This window comes from Myxococcales bacterium (genome assembly GCA_016703425.1).
GTDB lineage: Bacteria > Myxococcota_A > Polyangia > Polyangiales > Polyangiaceae > JADJCA01.
Window position 1 is genome coordinate 381,970 of the sequence record JADJCA010000012.1, and the last position, 13,413, is coordinate 395,382.

10 protein-coding genes are annotated in these 13,413 nt (G+C 68.5%); 2 read left to right on the forward strand and 8 right to left on the reverse strand.

What is annotated here, in order from left to right; all coding sequences use genetic code 11:
- Positions 1–24: 24 nt before the first annotated feature.
- The 3 genes from IPG50_24460 to IPG50_24470 form a co-directional block, all read right to left on the reverse strand.
- Positions 25–2,079, reverse strand: coding sequence for a hypothetical protein (locus tag IPG50_24460; GenBank protein MBK6695336.1), 2,055 nt, complete (start codon positions 2,077–2,079; stop codon positions 25–27).
- A 109-nt stretch (positions 2,080–2,188) separates the two neighbouring features.
- On the reverse strand, positions 2,189–3,547 hold the full coding sequence (locus IPG50_24465) for a hypothetical protein (protein ID MBK6695337.1): 1,359 nt from the start codon (positions 3,545–3,547) through the stop codon (positions 2,189–2,191).
- A gap of 63 nt (positions 3,548–3,610) precedes the next feature.
- Positions 3,611–5,770 (reverse strand): hypothetical protein, encoded by a 2,160-nt coding sequence (locus IPG50_24470; GenBank protein MBK6695338.1) that lies wholly within the window; start codon positions 5,768–5,770, stop codon positions 3,611–3,613.
- Between the two features lie 874 nt (positions 5,771–6,644).
- Here IPG50_24470 and IPG50_24475 point away from each other — a divergent pair.
- Positions 6,645–6,962: a hypothetical protein gene (locus tag IPG50_24475; protein ID MBK6695339.1), complete on the forward strand. Its 318-nt coding sequence runs from the start codon at positions 6,645–6,647 to the stop codon at positions 6,960–6,962.
- A 59-nt stretch (positions 6,963–7,021) separates the two neighbouring features.
- On the opposite strand, the gene IPG50_24480 is transcribed toward IPG50_24475, so the two are convergent.
- Positions 7,022–7,771, reverse strand: coding sequence for a hypothetical protein (locus IPG50_24480; GenBank protein ID MBK6695340.1), 750 nt, complete (start codon positions 7,769–7,771; stop codon positions 7,022–7,024).
- A 10-nt stretch (positions 7,772–7,781) separates the two neighbouring features.
- Positions 7,782–9,506 (reverse strand): VWA domain-containing protein, encoded by a 1,725-nt coding sequence (locus tag IPG50_24485; protein ID MBK6695341.1) that lies wholly within the window; start codon positions 9,504–9,506, stop codon positions 7,782–7,784.
- A gap of 198 nt (positions 9,507–9,704) precedes the next feature.
- Between IPG50_24485 and IPG50_24490 the strand changes: the two genes are divergently transcribed.
- Positions 9,705–10,886, forward strand: a complete 1,182-nt coding sequence (locus IPG50_24490) for a hypothetical protein (protein MBK6695342.1) — start codon at positions 9,705–9,707, stop codon at positions 10,884–10,886.
- A 25-nt stretch (positions 10,887–10,911) separates the two neighbouring features.
- Here IPG50_24490 and IPG50_24495 read toward each other — a convergent pair whose 3' ends face one another.
- The 3 genes from IPG50_24495 to IPG50_24505 are packed head-to-tail and all read right to left on the reverse strand — an operon-like array spanning position 10,912 to position 13,412.
- Positions 10,912–11,880, reverse strand: coding sequence for a hypothetical protein (locus tag IPG50_24495; GenBank protein ID MBK6695343.1), 969 nt, complete (start codon positions 11,878–11,880; stop codon positions 10,912–10,914).
- A gap of 54 nt (positions 11,881–11,934) precedes the next feature.
- Entirely contained in the window at positions 11,935–12,981 is a 1,047-nt protein-coding gene (locus IPG50_24500; protein MBK6695344.1) for a protein kinase, read from the reverse strand.
- Complete coding sequence (locus IPG50_24505; protein ID MBK6695345.1) at positions 12,930–13,412, reverse strand: protein kinase; 483 nt, start codon at positions 13,410–13,412, stop codon at positions 12,930–12,932. The genes IPG50_24500 and IPG50_24505 overlap by 52 nt, the downstream gene beginning before the upstream one ends.
- Between the last annotated feature and the right edge of the window lies 1 nt (position 13,413).

Genomic DNA, 13,413 nt, shown 5'->3' on the forward strand with positions numbered 1-13,413 from the left:
ATCACTGCGCGACCGTCGCGCTGCCTACTTCTTCACGAAGACGCGCGTCTGCCGCGCCGGCACGGTGATCGGCGAGCTTGTCACGGCCCCGCCCTCCACGAGCTCCTCGTAGGTGTCCGCCGGAAGAGCGGTTGTCGTCTCGGGGCCGTCGCCGCGGTTGATGGCGACGAAGACGCGATCACCCGTGGTGGTCATGGAGAAGACCCACAGGTTGGCTGTGGCGGCGAGCGTTTGCCGGAGGCCGCGACGCAGCGCCGCGTGGTCGGCGCGAATCTTCGCGAGCTTTTGAAGGCGCGTCTTCAGCCAGGTTTGATTCGTCGATAGCCCGGTCCACGGCATCTTCTTGCGATTGCCGGGATCACCAGCGCCAGCGAGGCCGATCTCGTCGCCGTAGTAGACGAGCGGCGCGCCCTTCTGCGTGAAGATGACGGCGAAGCCGTTGGCGAGGCGCTCGTACGGCTCAACGCCCGTCGGCTGCGGAGGCTCCGTCTCGCTCCACGCGAGCGCTTTGTCGCCGTTCGAGTATTCATCAAAGCGCGGCGTGTCCTCGGCCATGTGGATGACTCGACCGAGATCGTGGTTGCCCACGAAGGGGCTCATGACAGCACGGGCGCCGTAGAACGCGTCGTTGTCGCGGGCAAAGGCGGCGAGGCCGTCCATCCCGCCCTTGCGCATCAAGACCGCCTTGACGATCTCGAGCCGAAGCGGGAAGTCGAACTGACCGTCGAGCTTCGAGGCCGGGTCCACGTACGCCTTGAGCGCGCTCTTGTCGTACGCGAAGGTCTCGCCCACGAGGTAGAAGCGCTGCGGCGGGTTCTTCAGAGGCACGACCTCGCTTGTGAGTCGGCTCCGAAGGTCCGTCAGCCAGTTGTCCTCGACGTGTTTGATGGCGTCGAGTCGGAAGCCGTCGATGTCGTACTCCTTGGCCCAGGCGATGGCGTTGCTGACGGAGAAGTCGCGCGCGGCCTGGACCGTGAAGTTCCAGTGGGGAAGGTAGTCGGTGAACCAGCAGCGCTTACCATCGGCGTTCCAGTCGCAGGTCACGCCGCAGACGCAGCTGCCGCCGCCGGGGTGAAACCAATCGGGGTGTGCCTGGTACACGCTGCTCGAGGCGTGCACGTGGACCATGGCGTAGTCGAAGAGCACCTTGATGCCCTTCTGGTGCGCCGCCTGCACCAGCGCGAGGAGCTCGGCGCGCGTGCCAAAGCGGCTCTCCGGCGTCTTGGGATCCAGCTCCTTGGGCCAATAGCCGTGGTACGCCGAGTAGAGGTTCGCGTCGCCGCCGGCGCCCTTGCCGGCGATGTCGGCGTTGTCGAGCGGCACCGTGAGCCACAAGACGTTGACGCCCAGATCGGTGAAGTACCCGCTCTGAATCTTTTGCGTGACGCCGGCGTAGTCGCCGCCTTGGTATTGGCCCGGTGTTCCCGTGACGCCGGGCACCGTGCTGTTGTTCGTCGCGTTGCCGTCGAAGAAGCGATCGACGAAGACGAAATACACGACGGCGTCTCGCCAATCGAAGACGCCGGGGGGAGGCAGCGGCGGCTCGTCGCAAACCCACGAGGACGGGCACGTGACCGCGCCGCGCACGTTGTTCGTGTTGTTTTGCGGATCCGTGACGACTTGCACCGTCGGATCGGGGTCGAGCTTCCAGCCCCCGCTCGTCTTGCAGCCGTCGACGCAGAACTTGTACTGTACAGGCTGGCCGGGCGCGACGTTGACGTTGACGGTCCACTTGCTGCCGACGAGCGTCATGGCGTCGCCCTGCGTCCACGACTCTTCGCCGCGGTAGTCGCCGCGCAGCTCAACGGACTTCTCCCCGCCGAAGGGGTACGTGAACGTGACGGCGCAGCGCCTCATGTCCTCGGGGCAAACGGGCGCGGTGTCGGGGCCGTAGTAGCCGCCCGCCGGCGCGGGGCCTGTGCCGGGATTGAAGATGGAGGCGTCGGGCGGGTCGCCGGTCCCGCGCGTTCGCGGCGCGTCGTCGCCGCAGGCAGCCAGCGTCGCGGTGGCGGCGAAGGTAACGCACGCCACGAAGGGAATTAGGCCACGGAAGACGAGGGCCGGGCGTCGAGCGTTCAAGGGAGCTGCAGCATGGCGAATGTTGCCGCGATGTCAAACGTCTCGGCGTCGGGCCGCAGGCTCGAGCGACGCACAGCCATCGAGGCGGGCGCCTTCCGCCAGGCGCGGCTCAGCGACGGTCCGGCTCCGTGCGTCGGCGCGCTTCCTCCTGGATCGCGGTGGGGAGGCCTGTCTGGATGATGGCATCCATCGTCAGGGCATCGGGGTGACAGTCGATGGCACGGCTCGGTTCGCCGGCCGCCTCCGACGTGACGATCAGCCGGACTTCGGCGTCATCCCAATAGGCCCTGTAGTCGACGCCTGCATAGGTCCAACCGCCGAGGTCGGTCCAGCGCAGCGGCGCGGCGCCGTAGGTGGCTTGTAGAGAGGGAGCGAGCGGCGGTGACACCGTGGGGGGCGCCAACGACGCGCCGTCGAGCTTCGGCAGGGCCGGCGCTTCCTTGACGTCATGCCCGAACGATGGCGGCGCTGCGTAAGCCGTGGGCGGCGCTCTGGGGGTGAACGAGCGCGGCCTCGCGAGCACGACGTTTGGAACCTGCTCCAGCACGTCGTCGTAGAACACGGCCAGCCACGTGGCCGCGATAAGGACGAGCAGCGCCGCTGCGAGCAGGAGGTACCCACGTGGGTCGTAGCCGTCCTCGATGCGGGCGGCGGCGCCCGTGCGTACGAGCTCTTCGCGCGGCGTCGAGACGCGGACCACACACAGGGGCGCCATGCACTCGGGCGTGTTCGGCAGTCGCTCGGCGCTCTCGACGGCCGCCGCCGGCAAGGTGCGATCCTTTGGCGCATCGCCCCAGAAGCCGCTGAGCACCTCGCCAGCTTCGCTGCGGCCGTCTTCAATGACCGCCTCAACAACCCAGACGCGGCGGTGTGTCTGGTCGATGGGCGTCCAGCGCTCAATGGGCGCCCCCGCCGTGGGCGGCGTTTCCTGGAAGCCGTCGGCCGTGAAGTAGAGCGCCTCCGCGGACCGCAGCGCGCTTCGATCGATGGAGATGTGACGACTCCGCGCCACGAGTCCCTCGACGATGGCCGCGCCGCTGACGCGCATCGGCGATTCGTACAGCGTTGATGCGCGCATCAACTCGGCAACCGGCAGCGCCCAGAGGGCGCCGATGACCGCCATGGTGGTGCCCGCCACGACTGTGAAGACGACGAGGTTTTGGTACCCGAGGAAGACGCCGTGCTCGAGGCGCCCGCGAACGGCTTGGTGCCAAAAGAGCATCCCGTAGGCCACCGTCGCAACGAGGGGAATCAGCCACGCGAGCGTCAGGCCCGAGCGATAGCCCAGCAAGATCTCCACCACGCCGCAAAGCGCCGGTGCGATGGGCCCGAAGCGGCCGCGGTCGGCCCAAACGAGAGCGTCGGCGAGAATGCGCGGCCGCCGCCCGAAGATCGTCCACACGGCGAGCCAAGGCGCGAAGGCTGGCATCGCTAGGAAGAAGAGCGCCGCGTGCAGGAGCCGAGGCATTGCGCGTAGCTTATCGGTCTTTGAGGTGATTGCGCGGCGTCCCGCGCTCTGCTCGCCTGAACGTTATCGAGCGCAGGCGTCACCCTCTGGCAAGAGGACGCGAAGGGAGAGCGATGGCGTGGTGAGCGCCAGAGCCCCGCCTCGAACGTCGAAGGTGCCGGCCGGCGCATCGAGCGCGTCGACGTAGCGGCCGTCAAGGGAGCCCGTGTCTTGGGCGTCGAGCGCCAGCGTCGCCGCGGTCGTCGTCGGTCTTCGCGTCGCGATGACGATGGCAACCCGGCCCGCGTAGCGGCGCGCGAAAACCAGCCGCTCGCGTTCCACGACGAGTGGCTCGTAGCTTCCGCGTCGCAGGGCGTCGCTGCAGGCGCGCAGCCTGCCGAATCGGCCCACCTGCGCCCTTAGGCTCAGGGCCGCCTTCGGGAGCGCCTCGTCGCGCGGCATGACGCGACGCGAGTCGGGATCGAGGCGTCCCGGGAGCGCCACTTCGTCACCGTAATAGATGACCGGAGCGCCCGGCAGCGCGAAGACGAGGCCGAGCGCGAGCGACTGTTTTGCGAAGACCGATTCGCTCGTGGGCAACGGGGCCGGGTCGAAGCCATCGCCGGCGGCGGTGCCGTCGCTCTCCGAGGCGAAGCGCGTGACGTCGTGATTGCCAATCATGGTCGCCATGACGGCGCCCGAGCCAGCGAGGGCCGCCTCGCCGCTTCGGATGGCGTCGTCGATGGCGGTCATGGGGGTGGACTCGGAGGCGATGGCCTTTCGGAGCGCCCACATGAGTGGAAAGTGGAACTGACCATCGAGCCCCATGGGACCGAGGTTGTAGCGAAGCGCGTCCCAACCGCCTTCATTGGTGAACGTCTCGCCGAGCAGGTACAGCGGATGGCCACCGTGGGCGAAGCGCCCGCGCACCGCCGAGACGATGCGCCGCGTCGTCGACCGCGGCATCATGGGCACGGCGTCGATGCGCAAGCCATCGCCATCGAAGCGCTCGAGCCAATAGACGACGTCGTCAACGGCCCGCGCCAAGACGTCTTCCTTCCGCGTGTCGAGATCGGGCAGGTAGGGCGCGAACCAGCAACGCTCGATGGAGGTCGCCCAAGGACAGGTCTCGCTCCCGCAGAGGCATCGGCCATCGGGCGCGTTCCATCCGTCGTCGTTCCTGCGCGTCGCCCAATAAGGGTGTTCCGCGTGCACGTGGTTGGGCACCACATCGAAGAGGACGCGCAAGCCGCGGGCGTGAGCCCCCTGCACGAGGGCGTCGAGGTCGGCCTCCGTGCCGAGCGCCGGCTCCACGGCGCGCGAGTCGACGGGCCAATAGCCGTGGTAGCCGGTGAAGCGTCGCTCGCTCCCGTCTGGCCGCGTGCCGCCCGTGAAGGTCCCGCTGGGGTTTCGGTAGAGCGGCGAGAGCCACAACGTGTTCACGCCGAGGGCCTCGAAGTCGCCGCGTTCGATGCCCTTCAAGAGACCGCGCAGCGTTCCGCCGGCGCGCGCGCCCGCTTCCTTTGGCGTATCGAGCCTTCCCGCGTCGCCTTCGAAGCGGTCGAGCATCACCTGGTAGACGATGCCGTCCTGATTCTCCAAGGGCGCCGTATTCGATCCTGTCATCCACACAGAGGCGGTGGCCGACGCCGCTCGACCTTGCGCGTCGCGCGCTTCAACGAGGAACGTGTGCTTGCCGCGCGCGAGTCCCTTTAGGCCCAGGGTGATGCCCTCGCCGACGGTGTCGACGGTCGCCGCGACGGCGTCGCCGTTACGCCGCCGCACCGAGACCGTGCTCGGTACGAGGGCGCCGTGAAACGTGGCGCGAACAAGCGCGTCCGCTTCGCCTACCTTCACCGTCGAGACAACGCGCAAGGACGGGGCGCCACACGGAGGCACCTCGGCAAAGGTGACCTCTCGATCTCCCTCCCACGCGGTCGTCGCCACGAGCGGATCGGCGCGCCACACGCCGTCGACGATGAAGGCGTAGCGCACAGCACCGGCCGGCAGCGCGACGCGCGCTACGCGCCAGCCATCGCCACGCTCGTGGGGTAGCGCAGCGCCGGGGCGGGCCCAGTTGTTCCAGCTGCCGACGACCTCCACGGTGCTCGATGCTGGCGCTTGCGCCCACACTTCGAGACCGCATTGCGGCCCCTGCGCGGGCGGCTCGCGCGGGGGGCTCGGGCAGGCCGCGAGCGCCATCGCCAGGGCCGCCACGAGGAGGAAGGGGACGAGGCGACGCACCGAGCCTCCATAGCGCGGTTTCCCGGTCCCGCATGGCGGTGAGCACGGGAACCAAGGACAGGCACGCGGGCGCCTTTGGGGAGACCGTTTACGACCCCGGTCGGCCGAACCTTCCCCCCAATCGCCTATTTTCACCGGTTGACGCACTGGGTCTTGCGAGACCCAGGCGGCCTGCTAAAAGGGGCGCACACAAATGCGTACCTTGTCGCTTTCCCTCGCGGTTTCCGCTTCGTTTCTCGCCCTCGCGCTGACCGGCTGCTCGGGTGCTCCCGACGCAGACGTCGACGGCGCCGAAACCGCCGACTCCGAGGACGCGCTCTCGTCAACGGCGAACTTCGGATACGTGACCGTGCGTCGCGACTTCCGCAAGTGCGCCTGGCCCATGTGCGGTGGCTATTGGGTCAAGAAGGTGAACGAGCAGAAGACCCGCTGCGTCGACAACACGCTCCAGGATGAGTGCTACGTCGAGTCGATCCAGCTGACGGGGCTCAACCTCTCTCAGCGCGAGCAAGACGAAGTCTCCGGCGCGATGGCCCAGGGCCAAACGGTGCTTCGTGTTCGCGCCTACAAGAAGCGCATCAACGGCGCCAACTACGGCCTCTTGAAGGCCAACGAAGCCTGGGTCGGCGCCACCGGCAGCACGCCCGACGGCTCCTTCTACCGCATCGCCGACAACGGCACGCGCTGCATCACGACGCCTTGCCCGTCGACGTCCGCCACGACGCTTAACAGCAACGACTCCCACAACTTGCTGCGCGTGAGCCTTGACCAAACGGAGACGGCGTCCACGCCCGAGCTCCTCGATCGCGCCGAGAGCGCCATCGGAACCGAAGAGGGTGTGATCATCGCCGGCGGCGTCGCGCTCCCGAAGTGCATGGCGCAAGCCAAGAACTGCGGGCCCTTCGCCACGGCCACCGAGTTCTATCTCAAGGTGACGCGTCGTGAGGGCAAGAGCTGCGGCTCGCGCGCCCTGTCGTGGTGCAACGCCAACCAATTCTGCCAGTGGGCCGAGGGCGACATCTGCGGCGCCGCTGACGCCGCCGGCAAGTGCGCCTATCGCCCCGAGATGTGCATCGCGCTCTACAAGCCGGTCTGCGGCTGCGACGGCAAGACCTACGGCAACTCCTGCCAGGCCGCTGCCGCGGGCGCGAGCGTCTCTACAGCGGGCGCTTGCGCCGCGCCGACGCCCTGAGTCACCCGCAACGTCACCGACCGTCGGCCGAGTGTGAGTCCCCGCTCACGCTCGGCCGCTTAGCTTCGGCCGCCCCACGTCGTTGCACTCGCGCCTGCGCCGCTCGTTTCGTCGAGCGCTTGCTCAAGGGCTGACACCTTGATGAGCACGTCGGAGACGTCCCCGGTGATCCCAGCTTGCGCCTCCGCGCTGACGCCACCCTGCTCGAGCGACACGATCTTGCTCAGGGTGGTTCCGAGCGCCGCTTCAATGGCCGCCAGTTCGGCAGCGATCCGATCGGACGCTCCGTGAAGGGCGCCGCGCGCGTCGAGCTCGGCGCGCTTGTTTTCGATGGCCGTGGCCCAGCTCCTCTTGGCGTCTTCACTGGCGGCGCTCGCGTGCGAAGCTTCGAGGCGCGCTAGCTCGGCCGCCGCCACTTGCGGGTGCACCTCGCCGAGGTACGCCTCGATGCGCGCCTGCCGCGCCAAGAGCGCTTCGACCTTCGTGAGCATCTCCGCCAAAGACGGTGGCACGTCGGCGAGGCACGAGCGAATCGTGGCATCGCTCGAGGCGAGCGTGTCTTCGATGCGCTTGGCCATCGCCTGGAGTGACATGAAGCGCACCGCGTAGGGCGTCGGCAGGTGGCTCTTGGGTGGCGGGGCGCCTTGGCCCTTGAGCTGCGTTGCTGAGAGAACGCCCCACGCGACGCCCGTGAGCGGCAAGACCCACCACGCGCCAGACATGGCGAACGTCGCTCCGCCGACGGCACCGACGGCAAGCGAGATGGGGTTCATGATGGCGCCGAAGAGGCGCTTGGCTCGCGGATCCAAACGGCTCGCCTTAGAAGTTCGCGCTGAGCTCTTGGTAGACGCGTGTGATGTTCTGCGCGGTGCTCTCGAAGAGGCGCGCGTTGCTCTTGTTGGAGACCTCCTTGAGGAACGTCTTGTCGGCCTTCGCGCCGTAGGCGATGCCGAAGATCTTGACGGTCTCGGGGTTGTCGCCTTTGGGCAAGACATCCATCAAGTCCGCGCGCGAGATCCGGCTGCCCTCGTCTTGGCCGTCGCTCAAGAGGACCATGCCGTAGTGGCGGTTAGGCTCCTTCTTCTTTCGCTCGGACCACGCGAGCGTGGCCTCCTTGAGCACCTCGTAGAGGTGGGTCCCGCCGCTCGCGAAGAGGCCGCGGACCTTCTGCTTGGCCGCCTCGCCGCTCGTCGCGATGGGGGACGCCGGCAAGAGCTGCACGATCTGGTTGTTGAAGATCCGAATCTCGAGCTCGTCGCGCTTGTGCATGCGCTCGATGAACCCGACGGCGCCTTCCTTCGCGCGCTCCATCGGCTCGCCCGACATGCTGCCCGAGACATCGAGGAGCATCATGATGCTGGCGGGCTTCTTGGCGTCGAGCCAGAGGTCGGTGACGCGCTTCAGGATGTCCTCGCTGGGGACCTCGAAGTTCGGGATCGGCGGGGGCTCGGGCGCCGCGCCCCACTCGGCGGTGAAGGGCTCCCCGAGCTTCACGCTCTTGGAAACCGGCCGCAGGCCGAGCGACGCCGCGAGCGTCTGCGTCTCGGCCTTGAGCAGGTACTCGATGAACTTTTGCGACGCCGCCTTGCGGTCGTCGGTCATCCAATCGCCGGAGGCGATGGCCACCGGGTGTTGGTTGAGGACCGTCCCTTCCTTGGGATAGATGGCGACGACCTTGAAGGGGCGGTTCTGGGTCTTTCGGTTCCCTTCGATGATCGCGTTTTCGTATTGCACCGCCGCTGACAAATACGCGGGGCCCTTCTCGCGCATGAAGGTGTCGATCCAGACGCTGCTCAAGCCGTAGTGCGCCACCGACTGCTCAACCTGCGTGAGGTACGAGAGCAGCGCGGGCTTGCGAAGATCCTCCACCGTCAGGCCCTTGGTCTTCCCCGTGTGGGCGTAGATCTCGGACACGATGGTGAGAAAGCCGCTATTGGCGTCGGGGTGCGCATGGCCCCACTTGAAGGGACCCCACTCGGGGTGGCCGTAGCGGCCCCAGCCCTGCGCGTCGCCGCTGATCTTGGCGATGTCGCTCCAGCCGAGCGGCTTCGGGTAACCGAGCGCTTGGGCCATCGGCTCCCACATGGCGATGCACAGGGGGACGTTGACGAGCGGGTCCGACTTCTCGAAGAGCGGCTTTGAGTGCAGGCCGCGCCAACCGTCGTTGGCGATGCGAATCCACGATTCGTCGCCCGGCGACCAGAGGTCGGGCTTCGAGCGACCCTCCTTGATCTCGTTCCAGCTGTCGCCGCTGTTGACGTGCTCGGCCTTGACCGAGACGACCTTGCCGCCGACGGCCGCCTGCTGCTTGTTGAAATCCTCTACGGCCTTGTCGACGAAGGACTGCTTCGCGTTGGAGGTCACGAAGAGCAACTGAAGGCCCCCCGCCGGGGCCGCACCGTTGGCCGCTGCTGCTCCGCTCGGGCCTGTGCTGGCGGCGGGCCCCGCGCCCGTATCGCCGCTCTTGGGCTTGAGCAACACGAAGCCGCAGATGGCGAGGAAGACGGCTACGACAGCGATGGCGACGGTCTTGTTGAAGCTCATGGGCGCGCCGATGGTCGCACGAAACGTGGCTTCCGTGGGGCGCGCCCGTGGAGCCAGGCCCGACGGCGAGGCCCGCGTACACGAGCACGGACCCACGTGAGCGTCGACCGTTCGGGCGCCGCGCGCCCACCGTAACAGGGCTCCGCGGAGCCGACTTCCGCGGCGGCTCCGCGGCCTTTGGGCTAAGCTCTCCAGCCCGTGTCACGGCGTTCCTTCATGAGACGTGCGGCGTTGACCGGCGCCCTCGCGCTAGCAACCGTCGGCTGCGGCCTCCTAGCGGGGCTCAAGCTCCCCGAGTTGGTCGACGTCGACGCGGCGCTCCCCGTCACGAATGACGCGGCCACGGACGGCGGGCTTCTGCCGCCGTGCGAGCCAAAGATTCCGCCGCCGCCGCTTGACCAAGGTGGCGCCGAACAGCCCCGCGTCACGTTCGCCATCGAATACGTCGCGAGTGGGACGGTGCCGGAGGACGCGGGAACCCTCGCGGGAGGCGGCGAGGCGGGGCGCCTTTGTGTCGACCCGGCCATCGACCTCGACGGATTGAACACCTGCGAGAACGAGGGTGGCGTCGTGACCGGCGGTTCGTGCAAGAGTGGCATTCGGCAGTGCGATCGCAAGGGCGGTGCCGACAACGCAGCGGCGACGCTCATCGCGCTCTATCAGAAGGGGCCGGCGCTCGATCCCCAGGACGATCCAAACCCGGCTCTCCGCGAAGGCCGCGGCGGCATCCTGCTCGACGTGAGCGCGTACAACGGCAAGGACGACGACAATACCGTCGGTGTCGCGCTCCTTTTCGCCGCTGGTGTCCGCGACGTCGACGGCGGTCTCGGCGCCGTGCCGAGGTGGGACGGCACCGACGTCTGGGTGGCGGAGCAGCGAAGCTTCACCGACAGCGAGGTGCTTCGCTATGTCGCTCGCGAGGCCTACGTGACCGGCGGCCTCTTGGTGGCTCGCTTCGAGAACACGCCGTTCAACTTCGGTGGCTCGGGCTCGCGGCTCAACGCGCGCGAGTTCGTGGTCACTACGCGGATTGTCCGCACCGAGAGCGGTGAGCCCGTTCGCCTCGACAAGGGGCGCATCGGCGTGCGCATCGCCATCGAGACGATCCTCGACTACGCCGGTGGACGCCTTTCGGCGGGAAGGTCGCTGTGCGATCCGTCAGGGAATCGCGCGGTGTTGGTGGCGACCGCCTGCGGCATCGCCGATCTGTCGACAAACCTTACGGCGCCCGACGCCAACGCGCCTTGCGACGCCATCTCCTATGCCGTCGGCTTTTACGGTATCGCGGCGGCTCGCGAGTCGAAGCCCGCGGCATTTGACTACGATGGCGGCGCTCCGCGCGCGTGCGAATATCCGCCATGGCCCGTCGCATGCCCCTAGGCCAACGCGGCGGTTCGAAGACGCGTCAGAACGTCGTCGCGAGGCCGGCCCCGCGGCCGCCGAGCGACGGTCTCCAACCGGCCTTCGCGCCGCTTTCGGGGAGCGCCATCCAGATGAGGCCGGCGAGGGCGATGCCGGCCCCGGCCGGGATAAGAATCGTCGACGCGAGGCCTTGTCGCTCCAACGCGTCGAAGCGCTCCTGACTCTCTAGGGCCGCGCCCGAGCCGCGCACGCACGGGCTCGGGCAGGCTTCCTCGGGGCCCTTCGCTCGCATGAGCACGTCGATGCCGAGGACGGCCCCGACGGTTAGCGCGGCGCCGCCGACGCCGAGGAGCGCCAAGGGCGCGGCCTGCGACCTCTTTGCGGGCGGCGCCTCTCCCGCCGCGCGCCCCGGTGAGGGCGCCGCCTTCGCGAGCGCGAGCGCCGGGATGGTCACGACCTTGCGCTCTCGCTCTATCGCGACCGTGATCGTCGTCTCGAAAGGCTCGCGACCCTCAGCGCGCGCAACGACGGTGTGCGTGCCGCCATCGATGGGCAACGGCGAGCCCCAAGCTGCGGAATCGAGCGGCACATCGTCGACGCGCACCGTGAACCCAGGCGGGAGGTCTTTGGGGACCTCTAGGACGATGGAGGAGAGGCGAGGGAAGAGCTCCTTCTCGCGGCCCGTGGCCAAGTCGTACCGATCCGCACGGACGCCGCGCGAGCGGCTGGCGACCTCCTTGTAGAGGCCCCAAGCGGTGGCCAGCTTGCCCGTCGCTTCCTTGCAGAGTGCAAGGTTAAGGGTCGTGCCGATGGCGGTCGCGTCGAGACGCAGCGAAGCCGCGTATTTCGCGCATGCCCCCTCGTGATCGCCCTTGAGCGAGAGCTCGCGCCCGTCCTGAAAGAGGCGCTCCGCGAGCGCGTTGGCCGAGGTGGCGTCAGCGGGCTGCGCCTCGGCGGGGGCGGCCAAGAGGAGCACCGACACAAGTGACGCAGCGAGGCACCGAACGCGCACGCAGCCATCGTATCGCGAGCGCGCGCGAAAGAGGGGGCTTTGGGCGCCCGCGCCCTACTTCCGATCGTCGACCGCGGGACCGACAGGGCCGGAGCCGACGGCGGTCGGGCTTGTGGCACCCGCGCTGGCACCCGCGCTCGTGGGCAGCGCCGCGCTCGGCGTCGGCGCGGCGTCGGCCTTCTTGTGGGGGGACGCTGCCACCGGTGGCGCGGCGCGCAGGACCTTCCCAGAGGGCGCTGATTCAGGCCGCGGTGTCGCGGACGCGCTTGATGGCACTGGCGCTTCCGGTAGGACCGCCGTCGCGCGCGTGGACGACGCCGACTCAATCCTGGGAGCCGGGGGCGTGGCGGCCGGGGGCGTGGCGCCCGGCGTCGTTAGGAAAGCGCGGCCAAAGGCGAGGCCGCCGGCAACGACGAGCCCTACACCGCTCAAGACGCCAAGACTCGCGAAGAGCCAAGTACGCCTGCGGCCCGTGCCCTCCACGCGAGTCGCGCCTTCGCGGAGAGCCGTTCGCGAACCCACCATCGGCGGCGGCGTCTCGCTCGCCTTCGAGATGGCAGGCGTTACGCTGGCCGCGCCTTGGCGCTGAATCGTGGCGTCGAGGCGCTCAAGGTCGGGATCGAGGTGCGAACGCACCCAGTCGGCGACCTCGGAGCGCGGCGCCGGCGGCACCGCGTGCAGGAGCTCTTGCACGGCTTGCGAGGCGTCTTTGGGGCGGCGCTCCGGCGCGCGGGCCAACAGCGACATGACCAGGTCGTCGAGCGCCTTGGGCACGTCCGCGTTGTGCACGCTGGGAGGCTCGACGACGAAACCCGGCGCCAGCATCGCGACCTGGGTCTCGATGCCGTCGAAGAGGCGGCGCAACGTGAGCATCTCCCAAAGAACGATCCCGAAGGCGAAGAGGTCGACCTTCGCCGTGAGCGGCTCGCGGGACAGCTGCTCGGGTGCCACGTACCCGGCCTTGCCAATGAGGCCGCTGCCCACCGTGAGGGCCGTATCCTTGGCGAAGGCGACACCGAAATCTGTGACGTAGGTCACGCCGTCGGCGCTCACGAGGATGTTCTGCGGCGAGATGTCGCGATGGATAACGCCGAGCGGCACGCCCCGTCTCCCGTCGCCGTGTGAACCGCGTGGAGTCCGTCCAAGGCTTCGCGCGCGATGGCGGAGACCACGGCGACGCTGGGCCGATCCCCGTCGGTGCGCGAGCGACTGATCAGCGTCGAGAGCGAGCCGCCGCGCACGTAGTCGAGCACCAGATAGGGCGTGTCGTTCTCTTGGCCGACGTCGAGGACTGTCACCACGTGGGGATGGCGGATGTGCGACGCCACGCGGGCTTCCCGGAGGAAGCGCGCCAAGAACTCCTTCTCGTCGAGAAGGTGTGGGTGCACGAGCTTGATGGCGACGAGGCGTTCGAAGCCGAGTTCACCCTTCACGCGGCCGAGATAGACCGAGCCCATGCCGCCCGACGCGAGCTTGGTGATGAGCGCGTAGCGCCCCAGTTGGCGCGGCGCCGGGGTGACTTCCGCCGACAAG